This is a genomic window from Bacillus chungangensis (assembly GCF_030812995.1).
In the GTDB taxonomy this organism is placed as follows: Bacteria; Bacillota; Bacilli; order Bacillales; family Bacillaceae_C; genus Bacillus_CF; species Bacillus_CF chungangensis.
Genome location: NZ_JAUSTT010000016.1, coordinates 91,653 through 113,052, shown reverse-complemented (window position 1 = coordinate 113,052; position 21,400 = coordinate 91,653). Strand labels below are relative to the sequence as shown.

General features: G+C 38.0%; 16 protein-coding genes and 1 riboswitch. Of the genes, 7 read left to right on the top strand and 9 right to left on the bottom strand.

The genetic code is table 11. The annotated features are described in order from the left end of the window. Positions 1 to 214 precede the first annotated feature (214 nt). Entirely contained in the window at positions 215 to 715 is a 501-nt protein-coding gene (gene ytkD, locus J2S08_RS13785) for an RNA deprotection pyrophosphohydrolase (protein WP_307230456.1), read from the top strand. Between the two features lie 13 nt (positions 716 to 728). Here ytkD and J2S08_RS13780 read toward each other — a convergent pair whose 3' ends face one another. From J2S08_RS13780 to J2S08_RS13770, 3 genes are all read right to left on the bottom strand, one after another. Beyond that, positions 729 to 1,520, bottom strand: coding sequence for an ABC transporter permease (locus J2S08_RS13780; RefSeq protein WP_370875691.1), 792 nt, complete (start codon positions 1,518 to 1,520; stop codon positions 729 to 731). Beyond that, positions 1,513 to 2,289 (bottom strand): ABC transporter ATP-binding protein, encoded by a 777-nt coding sequence (locus tag J2S08_RS13775; RefSeq protein ID WP_307230452.1) that lies wholly within the window; start codon positions 2,287 to 2,289, stop codon positions 1,513 to 1,515. The genes J2S08_RS13780 and J2S08_RS13775 overlap by 8 nt, the downstream gene beginning before the upstream one ends. Positions 2,290 to 2,375: 86 nt before the next feature. Further along, positions 2,376 to 3,377, bottom strand: coding sequence for an ABC transporter substrate-binding protein (locus tag J2S08_RS13770; RefSeq protein ID WP_370875690.1), 1,002 nt, complete (start codon positions 3,375 to 3,377; stop codon positions 2,376 to 2,378). Between the two features lie 562 nt (positions 3,378 to 3,939). Between J2S08_RS13770 and J2S08_RS13765 the strand changes: the two genes are divergently transcribed. Further along, positions 3,940 to 4,740: an alpha/beta hydrolase family protein gene (locus J2S08_RS13765; protein ID WP_307230448.1), complete on the top strand. Its 801-nt coding sequence runs from the start codon at positions 3,940 to 3,942 to the stop codon at positions 4,738 to 4,740. 248 nt (positions 4,741 to 4,988) lie between these two features. Here J2S08_RS13765 and pckA read toward each other — a convergent pair whose 3' ends face one another. Next, positions 4,989 to 6,575: a phosphoenolpyruvate carboxykinase (ATP) gene (gene pckA, locus J2S08_RS13760; protein WP_307230446.1), complete on the bottom strand. Its 1,587-nt coding sequence runs from the start codon at positions 6,573 to 6,575 to the stop codon at positions 4,989 to 4,991. 977 nt (positions 6,576 to 7,552) lie between these two features. Then, positions 7,553 to 7,659, top strand: a riboswitch (SAM riboswitch). Positions 7,660 to 7,996: 337 nt separating this feature from the next. On the opposite strand from pckA, the gene metK reads away from it, so the two are divergent. Together metK and J2S08_RS13750 are read left to right on the top strand one after the other, a co-directional pair. Further along, positions 7,997 to 9,199, top strand: coding sequence for a methionine adenosyltransferase (gene metK / locus J2S08_RS13755; protein ID WP_307230444.1), 1,203 nt, complete (start codon positions 7,997 to 7,999; stop codon positions 9,197 to 9,199). Positions 9,200 to 9,438: 239 nt separating this feature from the next. Continuing rightward, on the top strand, positions 9,439 to 9,885 hold the full coding sequence (locus tag J2S08_RS13750; RefSeq protein ID WP_307230442.1) for a DUF2935 domain-containing protein: 447 nt from the start codon (positions 9,439 to 9,441) through the stop codon (positions 9,883 to 9,885). A 142-nt stretch (positions 9,886 to 10,027) separates the two neighbouring features. On the opposite strand, the gene J2S08_RS13745 is transcribed toward J2S08_RS13750, so the two are convergent. Further along, positions 10,028 to 12,685, bottom strand: coding sequence for a calcium-translocating P-type ATPase, PMCA-type (locus tag J2S08_RS13745; protein ID WP_307230440.1), 2,658 nt, complete (start codon positions 12,683 to 12,685; stop codon positions 10,028 to 10,030). Between the two features lie 682 nt (positions 12,686 to 13,367). Between J2S08_RS13745 and asnB the strand changes: the two genes are divergently transcribed. After that, positions 13,368 to 15,248 (top strand): asparagine synthase (glutamine-hydrolyzing), encoded by a 1,881-nt coding sequence (gene asnB / locus J2S08_RS13740; RefSeq protein ID WP_307230438.1) that lies wholly within the window; start codon positions 13,368 to 13,370, stop codon positions 15,246 to 15,248. 72 nt (positions 15,249 to 15,320) lie between these two features. Here asnB and J2S08_RS13735 read toward each other — a convergent pair whose 3' ends face one another. Then, complete coding sequence (locus J2S08_RS13735; RefSeq protein WP_307230436.1) at positions 15,321 to 16,184, bottom strand: C39 family peptidase; 864 nt, start codon at positions 16,182 to 16,184, stop codon at positions 15,321 to 15,323. Between the two features lie 81 nt (positions 16,185 to 16,265). Beyond that, positions 16,266 to 16,778 (bottom strand): gamma carbonic anhydrase, encoded by a 513-nt coding sequence (locus tag J2S08_RS13730; RefSeq protein ID WP_307230435.1) that lies wholly within the window; start codon positions 16,776 to 16,778, stop codon positions 16,266 to 16,268. Positions 16,779 to 17,494: 716 nt separating this feature from the next. Between J2S08_RS13730 and J2S08_RS13725 the strand changes: the two genes are divergently transcribed. Further along, the gene (locus tag J2S08_RS13725) at positions 17,495 to 18,568 is read left to right on the top strand and encodes a tetraprenyl-beta-curcumene synthase family protein (protein ID WP_307230432.1); all 1,074 of its coding nucleotides are present in this window, start codon (positions 17,495 to 17,497) and stop codon (positions 18,566 to 18,568) included. 135 nt (positions 18,569 to 18,703) lie between these two features. Then, positions 18,704 to 19,705: an LLM class flavin-dependent oxidoreductase gene (locus J2S08_RS13720; RefSeq protein WP_307230431.1), complete on the top strand. Its 1,002-nt coding sequence runs from the start codon at positions 18,704 to 18,706 to the stop codon at positions 19,703 to 19,705. Between the two features lie 102 nt (positions 19,706 to 19,807). On the opposite strand, the gene J2S08_RS13715 is transcribed toward J2S08_RS13720, so the two are convergent. Further along, positions 19,808 to 20,380, bottom strand: a complete 573-nt coding sequence (locus J2S08_RS13715; protein WP_307230487.1) for a class I SAM-dependent methyltransferase — start codon at positions 20,378 to 20,380, stop codon at positions 19,808 to 19,810. A gap of 5 nt (positions 20,381 to 20,385) precedes the next feature. Beyond that, on the bottom strand, positions 20,386 to 21,330 hold the full coding sequence (locus tag J2S08_RS13710) for a TIGR01212 family radical SAM protein (protein ID WP_307230429.1): 945 nt from the start codon (positions 21,328 to 21,330) through the stop codon (positions 20,386 to 20,388). Between the last annotated feature and the right edge of the window lie 70 nt (positions 21,331 to 21,400).

Below are 21,400 nucleotides of genomic sequence, written 5' to 3'. Positions count from 1 at the left end.
ATCCATTATATACGAAAATAAGCGTTTAAATGTTTCAAATATATTACAAACTAATGTTTTCGTTAATAAATAAAAATTTCTAAAAATTTTAAATATAAATGGTTTCTAATTCTATTATAATACTGCAAATTTGTAGTGATATACTATAAATATTTGAGAAATATCCAAACTTTTTATTGAAGAATGGGAATGACTTAAAAGGAGCGAATAACGGATGAAAAAGTTTATAGATAAAAATAATCAACAAGTAACGCTTTCATTTGCTAAACAGGCCTTTGCAAAAGCACCACAACATGTTTTTATTGTTTGTATGCATCAAAATAAATGGTTGTTAACAAATCATCGTATCCGAGGTTTTGAATTCCCTGGGGGAAAATGTAAGGAGCATGAAACGATTGAAGCTGCTGCTGTACGTGAAGTTTTTGAAGAAACGGGAGGCAAGATTTCGAATTTGATATACATAGGCGAATATGAAGTTCAGGACAAACAGCAGTCTTTTGTCAAGGCGGTATTTTTTGCTGAAGTGGATGAAATCCAAGAAAAGGAAGATTATTTAGAAACAAAAGGCCCGGTTTTGTTAGAAGGAAATATTTTAACTCATCGTCAACAGACACACTTTAGTTTTATCATGAAAGATGACATGCTTCCTTTAGTGCTAGAAGAAATGAAGAGAAAAGAACTTCTTGTTGATACATGGAAAATAGAGCATCATTGAAGGCACAATGATGCTAACGCTTATGATGCAAGAGCTTTTTTTCAAGCATACCAACAAGCTGGTACATGCCTGTAGCAAAAACAGCAATGATCATTAAAGATAATAGAACGAGTGTAAAGTTGAAAACTTGAAAACCATAGATAATTAAATAGCCTAGCCCTTTAGCAGAAACAAGAAATTCACCAACAATAACTCCAACCCAAGCAAGACCAACATTTACTTTTAAAGTCGATATAATAGTCGGGAGCGAGGCAGGCATGATGACTTCTTTGAATTGTTGCTGGCGGCTAGCTCCGAATGTATGAAGTACTTTTAAATAATTTTCATCTACTTCACGAAAAGCAGTATAGACAACAATGGTAGTAATAATAATAGAAATGATCGCACCCATTGCGATAATAGACGTAAAACCAGGCCCAAGTACAACAATCAGGATGGGGCCAAGGGCCACTTTTGGCATTGCATTTAAAATAACGAGGTACGGATCTAAAACACGCGCAAGAAATGGCGACCACCAAAGAACAGCTGCCAAAGCAGTGCCTAAAAAAGTGCCAAGGATAAAGCCGACAATCGTTTCAAAGACAGTTACACTCAAATGAGCAAGTAAAGAGCCATCCATTAATTTCTCTATGAACAAGTTCCAAATTTTTGATGGAGCACTAAATATAAGTGGATCAATCCATTGCAGCTTTGTAAGCACTTCCCACAACGAAAAAAATAATAGAAAAAGCAGCAGCTGATAAAATTGGACAAATAACTTTTCTTTCTTTTGTTTTGCTTGATATTGTTTGTGTAAATCAAGCATTTGTCTGCTTTTCAACGAATTCCAGCTCCTTCCAAATAGATTGGAATAAATGAGAATAAGCTGCTTCGTTTCGTACATCAAAAGGCTTTAATGTGCGAAGTTCATTTGGTACAACGAATATTTTGTGAAGTCTTCCTGGCTTAGGTGATAACAGCATAATACGATCACTCATCGCAATTGCTTCGCCAATATCATGGGTGACAAGAACAGCTGTTTTTCCAAATTGCTTTAAGGTTTTATAGACAAGATCTTCTAATTTTAATTTTGTTTGATAATCTAAGGCTGAAAATGGTTCATCAAGTAGGAGAATGGTTGGATTGACAGCTAGTGTACGTACTAATGCTGCACGTTGTCTCATCCCTCCAGATAGCTGGCTTGGATAGTGAGATTCAACGCCCTTTAAACCAATTTTTTCCAAAAGTTTTAATGTTTTTGCTTCTGTTTCGTCATTAAGTTGGTTTTGTAGTTTTAGCCCAATAAGTATATTTTCTTTTATTGTTTTCCAAGGAAAAAGGTAATCTTGCTGCAACATATAGCCTGAGGCCGTATAAACTGCTTCCTGTTTCCCACCGATCACTACCTTGCCTTCTGTTGGCGGCAGCAAGCCGGCAAGAATGGACAGTAAAGTAGTTTTTCCGCAGCCGCTTGGGCCAATAAAAGATACAAACTCCCCTTCCTCAATAGTAAGAGAAATATTTTCAAGCGCATGAACTGCACTGTGGTTTGAAAAATAACAGTGGTGAACATGTTCAACTGTCATCACATTCATCTTGAGAAACACCTCTATTTGCATAATCAAATTTTTATTGGCTGTAGTGTTGTTGAAAAACCATTATGCTAAATGAAAGCGAGAAATTATTCTTTCATAACTTTATCTATCATTTTCGTATTTACTAGTGTTTCATACGGAACCTCCTCCGACAGTTCATTAGCTTCTTTCATCATCAATTGAAGATGATTCCAGCCATCTCTTGTTAAAAGGAGATTGGTTGCGAAAGATTCTTGTTTTTTATAACGCTCTATAACCATTGCAATCGTATCAGCATCTATATCATCAAAGTAAGGGGCAACAACTTCAGCAATTACTTTTGGTTCGTTATTTTGTACCCATTGTTCACCTCTATAGATTCCACGAACAAATTTTTCGATTGTTTCTGGCTTCTCTTTTAAAAAGCTTTGTTTTGCCATAAATGTCGTATAAGGAACTTGGCCTGACTCTTCTCCAAAAGAAGCAACAATATGGCCGATTCCTTCTTGCTCAAAAATCGAAGCTGTTGGCTCAAAAAGTTGAACATAATCTCCTGTTCCTGAAGCAAAGGCATTTGGAACATTGCCAAAATCAATTGATTGAATGAGTGATAAGTCGTGATGAGGATCGATGCCATGTTTTTTTAGCACATATTCTCCGACCATTTGCGGCATTCCTCCTGTGCGTTGACCAAGAAAAACAGCACCTTTCAATTGTTCCCAGTTAAATTCTTCTGTTTTCTCGCGTGCGACAAGAAATGTGCCATCTGTTTGTGTTAATTGTGCGAAATTTATAATTGGATCATTCGTGCCTTGGGTATAAACATAGATAGATGTTTCTGCACCTACGAGAGCAATATCAACACTATTAGACAAAAGTGCGGTCATCGCTTTGTCGCCGCCCCATGCTGTTTTTAAATCTACATCTAACCCTTCATCAGTAAAGAACCCTTTTTCTAATGCGACATATTGAGGGGTATAAAAAATGGAGCGGGTAACTTCAGACAACCTTATTTTTTCAACATTTTTCTTGGGAGTGCATGCTGTGATTGCAAACACAAGTAAACTTGCAATGAATAAAGTGATCCATAATGTGAAACGAATACGCATAGACATCCTCCTTGCCTTTTCTAGCTTGACAGCTTAAAAGTCGCTTTTAGCAGAGATCTTTTTTAGAATAAAAATAGGAAAACTGTAATTCGTTTCAATTGTCACATTTGTTCTCTGCTGCCATTTAACATATGGTATGTCATGCTAAAAAAATGTGTGAATGCCCATTTTCTCGAACGCTTAACATATTTACAAAGGATTTTTTATTTGTAACACTTTATTCCACATCTAACTGGCAGTAAGACCTTCACCTCAGAGAGTAAAAAAATCGAAGAAGTCTAGATGGGGGATAACTGAAAGTCAAATGTTCGATTGGTTCGGGCCGACAGGATAAGGAAAGCTTCTTGAATCAGCATCGCACGAAGAAAAAATGCTTTGTCGGTCACAAAGGCGTTGCAACAGGACAAGGAAAGCTTCGGCAGCGATACATCGCACGAAGAAAAGCGGTTTCCTTTTCGAGGACGCCTGCGATCTTAGCTTTTGTTCTAATTCTTATCAGTGGGGGATGATAAAAACCCCCACTGATGGAAGTTTCACTTTATAAAGGAGAGGATTCAATCATATGCCGAACAGCGTCTTATTTTTAACGAAGATTCCCTTTCCATCACCTAATCCAAAAATCAGGATGTTTCTTGTTACTTATTTATCTGATGGCCTAAGGGTGAAAGCTTTATTAGCTGAGCCAGATGATGATCGATGCTATGATGGCTTTTTATATTTGCGCGGCGGAATCAAAAATGTTGGTATGGTAAGGCCAGCAAGAATTGGACAATTTGCAGCGGAAGGGTTTATTGTACTTGCTCCCTTTTACCGCGGGAATAGGGGCGGAGAAGGGAATGAAGATTTTGCAGGCCATGATCGCAATGATGCAATTTCGGCATGTCAGGTGCTGCAAGTATATTCTCGTACTACTGGGAAAAAAGTACATGTTTTTGGTTTTTCACGCGGAGGAGTAATGGCTTTATTAACAGGGATTACGTGCAGTGAAGTGGCATCTATTGTCACATGGGGCGGTGTTTCAGATATGTTTTTAACCTATGATGAACGGAAAGATTTACGGAGAATGATGAAACGAGTGATTGGAGGAACCCCAAAGAAATTTCCTGACCGTTATCGAGCGCGAACTCCTTTATATCAGTTGGAAAAACTGGAAGCTCCTGTGTTAATTATTCATGGATGTAAAGATGAACATGTTTCAGTGGAGCATGCCTATCGGTTGGAAAATCACTTGCTGCAGTTAAAGAAGCCAGTTGAATCATGGTACTTTCCTACATATACGCATTATTTTCCTCCTGCTAAAAATAGGATGATTGTGCAAGCGTTATGTCAATGGATGAAAGAGCAAAGATATAGTAACCAATAAGAAAAATAAGTTGTTTTTCCTTGTTTTAGGTTCTGTCGCATGATCGCTGTACGGATCGGATGATTAAGCGGTTTTCAAAATGGATTGCCTTAGATATAAACAGCTTGATTGGCTTATAAATCACCAATTTAGTCGATTACCTCCTCATCAATTTTTTTCCAATTAAACAGAACGGGGCTTTCCCAAAAGTCATTTTTATGACACTTTGGGAACAGCCCCTACTAATACTAGTGTGTTTTTTCGTTATATTATATTTGAGGTCCACCATTTTTTTCGACTTCAGGTGAAACGGAGGAAAATCTTTTAAAGTTATCTTTAAATTTAATTGCAAGCTCTTTTGCTTTTTGCACATATTCGTTCTGATCTTTCCAAGTTTTTTGGGGTTGCAGAACGTCGTCGGGAACACCAGTTACGTGTAGAGGGATTTCTAATCCGAAAATCTCATGGCGGATTGTTTCAACATTTGTTAGTTCTCCCTCTAATGCTGCTTGGATCATGGAACGTGTATAGCTTAGTTCCATTCGCTTGCCTACTCCGTATTCTCCACCTGTCCACCCCGTATTCACTAGGAAAACTTGCACATGATGTTCGTCTATTTTTCTTCCGAGCATTTCTGCATAGCGAGTAGCAGGCAATGGAAGGAATGGTTCTCCAAAGCATGTCGAAAAAGTTGCTTGCGGCGAGGTAATGCCTCGTTCCGTTCCAGCAAGCTTAGATGTATAGCCACTAAGGAAGTGGTACATTGCTTGTTCTTTTGAAAGCTTGCTGATCGGAGGCAAGACTCCAGATGCATCTGCCGTTAAGAAAATGATTGTATTTGGATGGCCAGCGATACTCGGATCCACGATATTATCCATTGCATGAAGTGGATAAGCTGCTCGTGTATTTTCTGTTAAAATTGTGTCATGATAATCAGGAATACGAGTTTCCTCATCAAGGATGACGTTTTCTAAAACAGAACCGAAACGGATTGCATCATATATTTGTGGTTCTTTTTCCCGAGAAAGCCCGATGCATTTTGCATAGCAGCCGCCTTCGATATTGAAGACGCCGTTTGGTGACCAGCCGTGCTCATCATCTCCAATTAAACGGCGATTTGGATCAGCGGACAGTGTTGTTTTCCCTGTACCAGATAGGCCGAAGAATAATGCTACATCTCCTTCAACTCCAACATTTGCTGAACAATGCATCGATAACGTATTTGCTTCAGGCAATAGATAGTTCATAATGGAGAATACCGATTTTTTCATTTCTCCAGCATATTCTGTTCCGCCAATTAAAACAACACGTTTTTCAAATGAGATAATAATAAATGTTTCTGAATTTGTCCCATCTACTTTAGGATCAGCTTTAAAGTTTGGAGCTGAGATAATGGTGAATTCTGCTTCATGTGAAGCTAATTCTTCTTTTGTTGGCCGGATGAAAAGCTGATGGACAAACAGGTTATGCCAAGCATATTCGTTAATGACTTGAATCGGAAGCCGATGTTTTTGATCAGCACCAGCATAGCCTTTAAAAACAAAAAGTTCTTCTTTAGTTTTTAAGTAGTTCATCACTTTGTTGTAAAGTTGATCAAATGCCGCCTGCGAAATTGGTTGATTTGTCGTTCCCCACTCGATTTTATCTTTCACAGTCTCTTCTTCTACGATAAACTTATCTTTGGGGGAACGCCCAGTATATTTACCTGTCTCTGCTTGAATCGCACCCGAAGAGGTTAGCTTTCCTTCGCGGCGGTCTAAGACTTTTTCAACTAGCTGTGGGACGGCTAGCTGTGTATGAACGTGTTTTCCGTTTAACAGTTCTGTTAATCTATTAGATAAGCTTACTGAACTCATTAAAAACCATCCTTTATTGTTTAGATTTTATATTTGCATCTTCACTCACAAATAGTATAACACATTAAATGAAATAGTCTATACTATTTATCGTGGATTTTTTTGTCTATTTAATGAAAAAATATATGCTAAAAAAAGCCTTCATTTATATACAAGAGATCGTATCTTTCATTTCATCATTTAGGCAAGCGATGCAAATTATTTAGTGGAGATTATCTAATACAAAGAGGCTCGCAACGTCCTTCAAAAAGGAAAATCATTTTTTTTGAGTGATGTACCGCTGCTGAAGCTTTCCTTATTGTATAAGCTCAAACTGATCGGAAATTTACGAGGAAGAAGTTTACTTTCTGTTTTCTGATAAACCTAGACTTTACGATAACTTGAGTTATTTCTAATAAGATGTAAATAAAGATGTCAAATAAAGGGGAATATATGGACGATACAAGCTTTACTTACTTATTATCAACGTATAGGTAAAGGATATTAACGATTTTGAAAAAGAGGAGGAGAAGTTATTGTATCAAGTACATTGATGATGATAACGAAAATAGTCCTTTATCCCACATCTAACTGGCAGTAAGACCCCCACCTCAAGAGTTAGAGTAATCAAGAAGTTTAGGTGGGGGATGATAGAAAACCCCCACTGATGGAAGTTTCACTTTATTTCATAACAATAAGTAAAATTGTAACATTATTTTTGAATTGAAGTGACATAGTGAAGAAAAAAAGCAAATATATTCATTGAAAAAGAAATAAAGCATGTATTCTTGAATATGCTGCTGGCATAATTAACTCTGGATGAAATGTTTGGATAAATATATCATTTTTGTAGGATCGATTTTAAATTGTATATAGGTTTTAGAAATGCTCCTTATACACACTGCTAAAAATCAATAATTCCATTAAATCCATTTTTTAAAAACAAAAATTGTTGCAACATTCGTCAATTTACGTTATGATCATATATTGTACGGATACTCTTATCCCGAGTTGGTGGAGGGACAGGCCCTGAGAAACCCAGCAACCTTCAAAATTGTGAAAGGTGCTAACCTGCGGCAAGGAAAAAATCCTTGGACGATAAGAGTGAAAGGCAGATAGTAAAACCCAAACCTTTCCTCTATCATAGTATAGACGAAAGGTTTTTGTTTTTCGTATAGTCTTTTTCAGCCTAAAAATATAAAGAAGAGATCGTGCCTAACAGCAAATGCTCTATTATAAATAGGATAAGGAGTACCGTAAAGTTTGACCCCGCAAATACTGTCGGCATGTATTCAGTGAACGCTTTTTGAGCGGTGTATGATTGTTTTTACACGATCAATGGTTGGAAGGCTGCCATCCTTCCTATCTGAACGTTAAGGGTTCTCGGAAGTAAAGGATTGCCAGTATCTTTGCGGAAAATTTTGTTTGCAAGGAGGATAAATATGAACAGAAATCGTCGTTTATTTACTTCTGAGTCTGTATCAGAAGGACATCCTGATAAAATATGTGATCAAATTTCTGATGCGATTTTAGATGCGATTTTAGAAAAAGATCCATATGCAAGAGTGGCCTGTGAAACAACAGTGACAACTGGATTAGTGCTAGTGGCAGGAGAAATTACTACCAATACTTATGTCGATATTCCTAAAATTGTGCGTGAAACGATTAAAGAAGTTGGCTACACGCGTGCAAAATATGGATTCGATGCGGAAACTTGTGCAGTATTAACTGCCATTGATGAGCAATCACCTGATATTGCTGCTGGAGTAGATGTAGCTTTAGAATCACGTGATGGCGAGAACGATCAACAAGAGATTGAAGCAATCGGCGCTGGAGACCAAGGCTTAATGTTTGGCTTTGCTTGCAACGAAACGGAGGAATTGATGCCGCTCCCGATTTCGCTAGCTCATAAACTTGCTCGTCGGATTACGGAAGTAAGGAAAGAAGATATTTTGCCATATCTTCGTCCTGATGCCAAAACTCAAGTTACCGTTGAATATGATCAAAGCGGAAAACCAATACGGATTGATACGATTGTCATTTCGGCACAACATCATCCGGAAATCAGCTTAGAGCAAATTCAGCGTAATTTAAAGGAGCATGTCATCAAGCCTGTTGTCCCTGAAACATTGATCGACGAAAATACGAAGTATTTTATTAACCCGACAGGCCGTTTTGTCATTGGAGGCCCACAAGGTGATGCTGGATTGACAGGCCGAAAAATAATCGTTGACACGTACGGCGGTTACGCTCGCCATGGCGGCGGCGCATTTTCCGGCAAGGATCCGACCAAGGTTGACCGTTCCGCCGCTTATGCAGCTCGCTATGTAGCTAAGAACATCGTTGCAGCAGGTCTTGCTGATAAATGTGAAGTTCAACTTGCTTATGCGATCGGTGTTGCTCAGCCTGTTTCGATTTCAATCGATACATTTGGAACTGGCGCTGTAGATGAGGGAGCGTTAATTGATGCGGTACGTCAGCATTTTGATCTTCGTCCAGCAGGAATCATGAAAATGCTCGACTTGCGCAGGCCTATTTATAAGCAAACAGCTGCATATGGTCATTTTGGCCGCAACGATTTAGATCTTCCTTGGGAACGAACAGACAAAGCTGAGCAGTTAAAAGCATCGGCATTGCGTGTTTAAATAAATCGCTAGCTATACATTTTTACGTAAAATAGTGAGAAGAGAGAATTTTCCTGTCTCTCTTCTCACTATTTTTTTCTCATCCTCATTGACACTTCTGGGGTTAATCCTCTCCTAATGAAAAAACCTCTCCGTTTCTCTAGATGATTAAACTAAATCGACTGATTTATTGAAATGATTAGCATATAATATTTATCTTCCCCATATATTGAAAAAAGAATAAAAATCGGGAGGAGAGTATGCAATTTTATTACGGGCATCAAATGCCATTGCGTATTTTGGATGAAGCGGAATTTTGGAAGCACCAAGAGGAAGAGCATACTGTCGTTATTCGTGAGCTTGTACAAGGATTAGAACAAGAATATGTTCGTGCTTTAAAAGAATGGGAAAAAGCTCTTTCACAAACACATCATGAAGTTATTCGTTTTATAGAGACGGTCATCCGATCAGGCCATTATATACCTATGCAATTATATCAGCATGTTCTGCAGCTTGTTTCGTTTTGCTTGCAACAAAGTTTAGATTTTATTAAACTTTGCGAACAGATAAAAACACAAAGCGAAGCAGTGAGTAAAAACCCGACTGCAATTGTAGTCTTAGACCATATCATCCGTGAATCTGAATATTTTGTTGGAATCGCGCAAGCGCTTTTATATGGAGAAGTAGCAAAAGCTAATCCAAAATAAAGGGGCTGTCTTTGTCTAGCTTCGGTTTATCCCACATCTAACTAGCGAGTCAAGACCCCCACTCATGGAAGTTTCACTTTATCATGAAGCCGGTTGATCTTTCGATGATCAACCGGCTTTGTCTTATGATACGTTCATATATCTAAGCAACTGTTCGTTTAAACGCTTTGATGATTTCATTCACAATGATTGGCACAACCGCTAAGCAAAGGATAAACAACCAATTCCCTATATCCAATGCAACAACGTGAAACCACTGATTGAAAATCGGAATAGTGACAATCATGACTTGGATCGCAATTCCTACAAGTATGGCTCCAATGAGATAGGGATTGCTGAATATGCCTGTCGTAAAGATCGATTTTTTCTCATGTCGCAAATTAAAGGAATGAAATAGCTGTGAGATGCTTAATGCCGAAAATGCCATTGTTTGTGCAAAAATAATTGCTTCTTCACTTAAATTGGAAAAATCAAGTTCAAAAATAGAACGAACGTTGGAATGAATCGTCAGTCCTTCGATAAAAGCAAACAAAGTTAATAAGCCAATGATCAGCCCGTTAAAAATTGTAAACAATCCCGTTTCTTTAGAAAGGATTTTTTCATGCTGATCTCGTGGTTTTTCCTCCATTATATCTGGATCATCGGGGTCAATGCCAAGGGAAATTGCCGGCAGCGTGTCAGTTATTAAGTTGACCCATAAGATATGGATAGCTGTTAATGGTGCAGGCCAGCCCATTAAAATCCCCAAAAATAAGGCGAAGATTTCTCCAAGATTACAGGAAAGCAGAAAAAGAATCGCTTTCTTTAAATTTTTATATATATTACGCCCTTCTTCAACAGCAGCGGTGATCGTTGCAAAATTATCATCTGTTAAGATAATATCTGAAGCACCCTTCGCAACGTCTGTTCCAGTAATTCCCATTGCCACTCCTACATCAGCCTGCTTTAGCGATGGCGCATCGTTAACGCCGTCACCTGTCATGGAGACAACTTTATCATTTGCTTTAAATGCTTTTACGATCCGGACTTTATGCTCTGGCGAGACACGGGCAAATACACGAACATGAGCAACTTTTTCTTGTAATATTGCATCACTGATCGTATTTAACTCTGTGCCTGTCATCGTCTCATCCTCATGTTCTGCAATGCCAAGTTCTTTAGCGATAGCAAGTGCTGTTCTTTGATGGTCTCCGGTAATCATGACGGTTTTAATACCAGCACGATCACATTGAGTGATTGATGCTTTCACTTCTTCACGGGGCGGATCGATCATACCGGTCAGACCGAGGAAAATAAAGTCTTGTTCAACGGTTTCGTCTAAGGGGCTGTCTGCTTCGATTTCTTTATATGCAATTGCTAGGACGCGCAGTGCTTCATTCGACATGTTGTTTGCTTCCGCCATTAGTTTTTCTCTTTGTTCATTTGTAAAAGGAATTTTAGTAGCATTCTCTTCGACATACGCTGTACGATCAAGAACCGGCTCAAGTGCCCCTTTTGTAAAGACAAGATAATGGTCGCCTTTTTGATGAACGGTAGTCATCATTTTTCGTTCTGAATCGAACGGTATTTCAAAAATACGCGGATATGTGTTGTTTATTTGTTTTTGATCGTATCCTACTTTTTGAGCTGCTTCCACGAGTGCAATTTCAGTTGGATCACCTGTACGCTCTTCCTCAGTTGCAATCGCATCATTACATAAAATGATATTTTCCATTAGTCTTTGTTCCGTTTGATCGTTTATTGTTAATTGATTGACCGGAATGCGTTTATTATTTGCATAAATATTTGTTACAGTCATTTTATTTTGTGTTAGTGTACCTGTTTTATCGGAGCAAATGACGCTTACTGCTCCTAATGTTTCAACAGCAGGGAGTTTGCGGACAATGGCATTTCTTTTTATCATTCTTTGTACACCTAACGCAAGGACAATTGTGACGATAGCAGGGAGCCCTTCTGGAATAGCAGCTACGGCAAGACTGACAGCAATTAAAAACATGTCAATTGGTTCTCTCCCTTGAAAAAAACCAATGAGGAAAATAACGATGGAAATCATGATAGCTCCGATTCCTAGGATTTTTCCAAGTTGAGCTAGTTTCTTTTGCAATGGTGTCATCGCTTTTTCTTGTGTTCCAAGCATCTTGGCTATTTTCCCTATTTCTGTATCCATGCCTGTATGAATAACTACTCCAGCTCCGCGGCCATATGTTGATAACGTAGACATAAACGCCATATTCTTTTGTTCCCCAAGAGGAATGTCGTTGTCCGTTATCCAAGCAGCATCTTTTTCTACAGCTATTGATTCTCCAGTAAGAGAGGATTCCTCGATTTTTAGATTGATTGTTTCGATTAAGCGTAGATCTGCTGGAATGTAGCGTCCAGCATCGATCATAACAATATCGCCTGGTACAATTTGCTCTGATGGAATTTCTTGAATGATTCCACTTCGTTTCACAACTGCTTTTGGGGTAGATATTTTATTTAGTTCTTCTAAAGCTTTTTCTGCTTTTGACTCTTGAATTACACCAACAACCGCATTTATGACAATGACTAATAAAATGATAACAGCATCACTAACCTCGCCCACTATGAAAGATATAATGGCAGCTCCAATTAAAATATAAATGAGCATACTGTTAATTTGCTCCCATATTCTCCTTAACATAGAAGGCGGTTTAAACTCTTGAAAAGAATTCGTTCCGTATTGCTTAAGACGATTTTCTGCTTCTTCTTTCGTTAACCCGGTATTAGCATTTGTATGAAGCTTTTGTAATGTTTCATGAACATCTTTTTTATACGACACGGTATCCTCTTCTTTCCTGTAATTTATTTTCCTCTTTATTATTATGTTCTACCTTTTTGATTTCTTATGCTAAAAATATATTTAATTTAAGCAGCAAAAAATAAACAGAACATAAAACATTGTTTATCCCACATCTAACTGCGAGTCAAGACCCCCACCTCAAGAGTTAGAGTAACAAGAAGTCTAGGTGGGAGATAACTGAAAGTCAAATGTCCGATTGGTTCGGGCCGACAGGATGTCGGTCACAAAGGCGTTGCAACAGGACGTTGCGACCTTAGCCTTTGTTCTACTTCTTATCAGTAGGGGATGATAGAAAATCCCCACTCATGGAAGTTTCACTTTATTAAAAGGAGATTGTTGTAAAAAAAGTTCTGTATGAAACTGAACTGAATAGATTGTAGTCTTTATGTACAGAAAAAAATCTTCCGATATATAGACGTTTTTGTTATCATATTATGAAGCAAATAGGAAGCTGGTAAGCGTAAAATTGATGCAAAATAAGTGCTAGCTTAAGATGTTTTTAGGGGAACTTTGATTACTGAAGATGCATTGTCGACCACTGCCAAAAAATGATATGATGAAAAGTGGGCCTTGGTTGCATTAATGTACAATTGAACGATGATCAGATAAATGAGAAGGACCCATTATACTTAGAAATTAAATGGAGTAGGTGACATGCATCATGTGTGGATTTATTGGTAGTATACATGATATTGCAATAGAGAGGAAAGAAGAAGATAAGACGCTATTCAGAAAGATGAATGATATGATTACACACAGAGGTCCAGATGAAGATGGCTTTTATGAAGATGAGCATGTTCAACTTGGCTTTCGTCGTCTAAGTATTATTGATTTGGAAAATGGCCAGCAGCCTTTAACTTATGATAACGAAAGATATTGGATCGTTTTTAATGGAGAAATTTATAATTACATTGAATTAAAGGAAGAATTAATAAAGTCAGGGCTGACGTTTTCGACAGCTTCAGATACGGAAGTGATTGTCGCTTTATACAGTCAGGTAAAAGAAAAAGTTGTAGACAAACTTCGAGGAATGTTTGCTTTTTTAATTTGGGATAAACAAGAAAAAGTACTGTTTGGTGCTCGTGATCATTTCGGTATAAAACCTTTTTTTTATCATGAGGGAGAAAATCGGACTTTATTTGCTTCTGAAAAGAAAAGTATATTAGCAGCGCTTGAAGATAACGTTTTGAATGAGGAATCTCTTCAGCACTATATGACATTTCAATATGTTCCAGAACCAAATACGATGTCTGCTCATATCTATAAGCTTGAGCCAGGACACTATTTTACAAAAAAATGTCAAGAGCCAATGAAGATTAAACGATATTGGAGAGTGGCTTTTCGACCAGTATTAAAAACAGAAATGGAGTATACAAAAGCGATTCAAGATGCGCTCTTTGATTCTGTTCATGTCCATATGCGCAGTGATGTACCTGTAGGCTCGTTTCTCTCTGGTGGAATTGACTCTTCGATTGTTGCTACCATTGCGAAAGAATATCATCCAAATATAAAAACATTCTCTGTCGGTTTTGAACGTGATGGCTTCAGTGAAATTGATGTTGCCAAAGAAACGGCCGACAAACTTGGTGTTGAAAATATTAGCTATGTGATTACTCCAGAGGAATATATGAATGAATTGCCGAAAATAATGTGGTATATGGATGATCCATTAGCTGATCCTGCTTGTGTTCCTCTCTATTTCGTCGCACGTGAAGCAAGAAAGCATGTGACAGTTGTTCTTTCTGGTGAAGGAGCTGATGAGCTGTTTGGCGGGTATAATATTTATCGAGAACCACAGTCACTTGAAGTGTTTAATAATATTCCTGCAATTGGAAAATCTCTCTTAAAAGCAATTGCAAAAGTGCTGCCTGAGGGAGTAAAGGGGAAAAGCTTTCTCGAACGAGGTGTAACTCCGATTGAAAAACGATATATTGGCAACGCAAAAATGTTCAGTGAGGCGGAAAAAAGGAAATTATTAACTAACTATCAAGAAGGGCTTGATTATACAACGATCACTGATCCACTTTATAAGGAAACTCGCGATTATAAGCCAGTGGAAAGAATGCAATATATTGATATTCACACATGGATGCGCGGCGATATTCTTTTAAAAGCAGATAAAATGACGATGGCTCATTCATTAGAAGTTCGTGTTCCATTTTTGGATAAGCATGTATTTGAAGTCGCTTCTACGATTCCTACAAGCATGAAAACAGCTGAAGGTACGACAAAATATATGTTGAGGAAGGCTGTAGAAGGAATTGTCCCAGACCATGTACTTAATCGTAAAAAGCTAGGCTTTCCAGTACCTATCCGTCATTGGCTTAAAAACGAGATGTATGACTGGGTAAAAAACATCATTCAAAATAGCGGTACCGATCATCTTATAGATAAAAAATATGTATTATCACTTTTGGAAGATCATTGTCAAGGAAAGCTCGACCACAGCCGCAAAATTTGGACAGTACTTGTCTTTATGGTTTGGCATGCAGTCTATATGGAAGATCAATATGATTTCCAGAAAAAAAAGGAGCTCGCTTAAAGCACACAGTTTCTCTAATAGGCTTGCTCTTTAACAGTTTAAAAAAAGAAAAAACGGCAGCTATCCGCAATCCTACTCAAGTTTGTAAGTGATTGCCTGGCTGCCCATCTGCACCCATGAGGCTTCAAAATCTTTCATGGGTTCTTTTCTATTTTTTTGACCTGTAAGCGGGTCATTAAAGTAAATATATTGGTCATCATATCCAGTAATAATGACGGAATGCTCTTTCATTGTAATCCGAATTGGTCCATCATTTGTATGCCACGTTTGAAAATAAGAGTCTTCTAGTTTTCGATATTGCGTATTAATAATGACCCAAATTGGTCTACCATCTGAAAGATGAATTTTTAGCTCTTCAAACGTTTGCCCTGATAAATTGATTGTTTTTCCAGGTAAATATTGTTCAGCAAGTTCGTAAATTGGTTCATTATAAACACCGTAGCCCGGTTCTTCATATGTGTACATATTGCCGACAAATCCTTTATGAGGATTGCCAAAATAGATGTTCCCATCTTTTATTACTCGGTCAGCTGGGTCTTTTTTTACTTGTTCAGCAAGCACCATTTTATCTACTTCTATACCTGCTGTATGCAGAAGCATTGAAAGGCTGGTCACTTCGCAGCCTCTAGGCAGTTCCGGAAATTGTGGGATGACAGGTGCATCAATGAGAACAGCGTCTTTGATTTTAATAATTCGCTGTTCATTGAGTAATTTACGCTGCTCTTGTGAAAATCCTTCTTCACTTGCTGTAGTAGAAGAGCGTGCAAATAATACATCATCTCGAAAGCCATATAAAATAATACCTGCCCCAAATGATAACAAAAGTATAAACGATAATATTCCAGACACAATGGTGTTTTTTTGTTTATATTTAAAGAAAAAAAATACGATACTGAAAAGCATGATTAAAATGAAAAGGACTAAAAAAACTAACATTTACCATCACCTAAGCACTTCGATAATAACCTACCTAATCTCTACATCGACAACTTTTTAATTTTATGAAGTACATTTGAACTATTTTTGTAATGAACGATAATATTGTCCTTTATCCACGTATTCTTGATAAATTCGTTTCATTTCTTGAATATCTTCGTCATTTAAGGTTCGAATAACTTTAGCTGGCCTTCCAAACGCTAGTGTGTTAGGAGGAATGACTTTATTTTGAGGGACTAAGCTTCCTGCACCAATAAAAGCACCTTCTCCAATTTCCGCTTGATCAAGAATAATGGAACCCATCCCGATTAAAGCACCTTTTCTGATTTTGCAGCTATGTAAAATAACTTGATGGCCAATTGTGACATTATCTTCAATAATGAGCGGATTATTTGGACTTTGATGGAGCACTGAATTGTCTTGAATATTAACTTTTTTTCCTATGATTGTAGGAGCAACATCGCCGCGGATGACAGTGTTAAACCAAACACTGGACAAATCACCGATTTCAACATCACCGGTGATTGTAGCATAATCAGCAATAAAAGCAGAAGCAGCAATGTTTGGTTTTTTCTCTTTATAAGGATAAATCATTCAAAAACATCCTTTCATCGTTATCAGTGAGCTGTTTAGTTATTTTAGAACGAATTAAGACAAGATTAAAACATGTCATTCTTGTACATTCTAATATAAAAACCGACAAATAGTAACAGAAGAGATTCACAAACATGTCAAAACTTCTACGATCGCTCCTTTTGGTTCTTTTCTCGAGAGATGATAGAATGATAATAAGTTTGTTTGTGAAAAATGATAAAAGAACGCAGTCAAAAAGTCAGCCAGTGTATAGTCGAGTTATTTAACTTGATTTCCGAAAATAATTCTCCCACTTCTAAATGTGAAGGGCATAGCCCAATGAAAGTGGGAGATGAATTTTCGGTTGGCGTAAGCCAAAATATTGTTCTATAATCAGTCTATACAATATGGAGTTGATAGCACTATGAAATTAGATAGTAACAAACACTCAGTCTTTCTCTTGCATTACCATCTAGTATTGGCAGGGATGTGAATGCAAGTAAGAACTTGCTGAAACTAGCCATGTAGTTGGTATTTTCTCTAGGGGCAGGGACTGCCCTTATAGCTTGGTAAATATAGATAGCTAACAAAAGTATCTAGTTCCCAAGAAGCTCCCACTTCAATCAGACCGCAAGGTCAATAAGTGGTGAGTAGTTCACGGCTTAACAATCTCGCTTCTTTTTGAACATGTTTTTTAAAGAAATATTGGAGATTAATTTGAATGAGGTGGCAATGGAATGTCAATACCTTCACATCCGATTTCTCTGATGAATCAGGTTTATCGAAAAGTAATGCCGACGGTTCATCAGGAACTTTCTTATTGGAAGGAAAGAGCAAGAAATATTCCGAATCAAGAATTAAGAACTCAAGCGCTATCAAGTATTAAATATAAAACATTTCATTGTGAGGGAGGTTCTATTTTAGGTCTTTTGGCGCAAGAGAAAAAGAATGAAGCAATTAAATTTGTCGTTGCTTATCAAACGATTAGTGATTATTTGGATAATTTATGTGATCGAAGTACATCTTTAGACCCGGAAGATTTTGCAGCTTTGCATGAGGCAATGGAGGATGCCTTAACGGTAGGAAACGAACCTCGTGAATACTATCGTTTTCGTGATGATCAAAATGATGGAGGTTATTTACAATCGTTAATGAAAACCTGTCAAGCAGTATTGGCGAAAGTTCCTCACTATGAAGTGATCAAACCATATTTACTGGAGTTATCCCGTTATTATTGTGACCTGCAAATTCATAAGCATGTGCACGTAGATGAACGAGTAGACCGCCTTCAAAATTGGTTTGCAGCCTATGAAGAGAAGCTGCCAGAGATGGGTTGGCATGAATTTTCAGCTTGTGCTGGCTCGACCCTTGGTATTTTTTGCCTTGTTTCTTATGCAATGAGGGAAGACTTCGAGCCGATACATGCTCAGATGATAAGAGATGGCTATTTTCCATATATACAAGGACTTCACATTTTGTTGGATTACTTTATCGATCAAGATGAAGATCGTATGGGCGGCGATTTAAACTTTTGCTTTTACTATAAAGATGAACAAGAACTGTTAGAAAGATTTATTCATTTTATTGAAGAAGCAGATAATCATACAAAGCTTTTGCCGGACCAAAAGTTTCATAAGCTCATTAATCGCGGTTTATTAGGTGTGTACTTGTCAGATAATAAAGTAAATCAACAGAAAAATGTTCGAACATTAGCAAAAAAAATCATGAAATATGGTGGGATGATCAGTCATTTTTTCTATTGGAATGGAAGAGCATATCGAAGAATCCAGCATACTTTTCAACGAGGATAAAATCTTAATTATGTTTTAAAAAAACGGAATTGCTCCTGTCTGTTCTCGATGCAGCAGAATAACCCGCGGCGTAAGAAACGTGATCGTATGCAAAAAGCAAGGGAGGGAGACCGTTTTTTATACGGTTAATATATCATGTCATTAACATTGAGTGTCTTAGATCAATCTCCAATATCAGAAGGAAAGACAGCAGAAGAAGCTTTATCGGAAACCGTTGCACTTATCCAGCATGTGGAAAGATTAGGATATAACCGTTTTTGGGTGTCAGAGCATCATGATTCTACATCGCTTGCTGGTTCTTCGCCGGAAGTGCTGGCAGCTCATCTTGCAGCAAAAACAGAAACAATTCGAGTTGGTTCCGGTGGTATCATGCTGCCCCATTATAGTCCTTATAAAGTGGCCGAAAATTTCCGTGTGTTGGAAGGATTGAATCCAGGCAGGATCGATTTAGGAATTGGAAGGGCTCCAGGAGGCATGCCGCGGGCAACAATGGCTCTTCATGATGGCCGGCCTCGCAATCTGAATAGATTTCCGGCTCAGATTGATGAGTTGTTAGACTACCTTTATGATACTTTAGAGGAAGACCATCCATTCTTTGGATTAAAGGCTGCGCCTATAACGAAAACTATTCCAGCAATATGGCTGCTTGGTTCTAGTCCATCAAGTGCACAATTAGCAGCTGAAAAAGGGCTGCCTTATACGTTTGCTCAGTTTATTAATGGTGAAGGTGGTCCGCAATTTTCCCAGTATTATCGCCAACACTTTCAACCATCTAAGCTTTTAAGCACGCCCAAAAATATGGTTGCCGTCTTTGTTGTTTGTGCAGAAACAGAAATAGAAGCTGAGCGAATTGCATCCAGTCTTGACCTATTATTACTCATGATGGAACAAGGTATGAAAATTGTTGGAACTCCAAGTCCAGAAAAAGCAGCAGCTTACGATTATAGCCCTTTCGAGCGTGCTCGTATGCTAGAAAATCGCAAACGAATGATCGTCGGGACGCCAAAGCAAGTGAGAGTTTCTCTCAATCAATTAAGCGAAGCCTATGAAACCGATGAAGTGATGATTGTTTCAATCATGTATGATTTTCAAGAGAAACTAAACTCATTTTCTTTCATTGCCGATGCAATTTTATAAGTAATGATTAATTCGGGAATGAAAATAGGAAATTCAAATGTGTTCGTTATGCGTATAAAGGGTGGCCAAAAGAACGCTTTTGCGTCTTTTGGGGTCGCCTTATCATCTTTTTTCTATGGCAATAACGAATGGTGGATTATTTTTCTGATTAATAAACTGATATTGCAATACATGGAACTGCTGTTGATCGATATTCTTTACTTCTTCCAACAGCACATCTCGCTCGTTCTGGCCTTCATCATGACCAGGATAAATAACGAGTACAACAATGCCTGCTGTTTTTAAAATACTTAAAATTTTAAGGAGTGCTGATATCGTCGTATGTGGGAGGGTCACAATACTTTTGTTCCCACCTGGCAAATAGCCGAGATTAAAAATTGCCCCTGCCAGCTTTCCATGGACGTCAGAAGGCAATACTTCCAGCACTGTTTCATGCCCCTGCTGAAAAAGGGTGACTCGTTCTAGCAGCCCTGATGCAGCTAGCTTTTTCGTAGTTTGTTGAATCGCTTCTGCCTGAATATCAAATCCATATACATGTCCCTGTTCTCCAACCAGCTCCGCTAAAAAGCAGGTATCATGGCCATTGCCAATGGTAGCATCAATAACGATGTCTCCCGGAGCAGCAGCTTTTTTTAACAAGCTTTTTGCAAAAGGCAAAATACGTTCTAATGCCATCGCCATCACTTTCCATCCTCTGCTTTGTAATTTTTTCCTTGCCAGCTATTACGCCGTTTTAATTCTGCATCAATTGCATTTAAAACTTCCCATTTGTTTACACTCCACATCGGACCAACCATTAAATCAATAGGGCCATCCCCGGTAATTCTATGAATAATCATTTCTGGCGGCAATATTTCCAACTGATCACAAACAAGCTGAATATACTGTTCAAAAGTAAGAAATTCTAGTAAGCCTTTTTCGTACTGTTTAACCATTGGTGTTCCTTTAAGCAAATGCAGGAGATGGATTTTAATTCCTTGCACATCGAGCTTCGCAACTTCCTTTGCAGTTTCCATCATCATCTCAGTTGTTTCTAATGGCAGTCCATTAATAATATGAGTACATATTCTAATTCCGTGTTTTCGGAGCTTGTTTACTCCTTCTACATAAGTCTCGTAATCATGGGCACGATTAATAAGTAATGCAGTTCTTTCATGGACAGTTTGCAAACCAAGCTCTACCCATAAATAAGTTCGCTCGTGCAATTCTGCTAAATATTCTACGACATCATCAGGAAGACAATCAGGACGAGTTGCAATTGATAAGCCCACAACCCCTTCTTCTTTTAAAACAAGCTCATATTTTTCACGCAGGACATCTACAGGCGCATGTGTATTTGTATAGGCTTGGAAGTAAGCCATATATTTGCCATTTTTCCATTTATGGTGCATGTTTGCTTTAATTTTTTGAAATTGCGTAATCAAATCGTCCCCGCGGTCGCCTGCAAAATCACCAGAACCAGCAGCACTGCAAAAGGTGCATCCTCCATGAGCAACTGTACCATCTCGGTTTGGACAATCAAAACCTCCATCAAGAGCAATTTTAAATACTTTATGGCCAAAATGGCTGCGTAAATGGGCGTTCCATGTATGATATCTTTTATCTTGATTGTTAAATTTCAACATAGAGATCCTCCTCTTGAACATAAAGAAAATTGTATCATGAATTTGTCCTTTTGATCTAGTTTTGTATAAA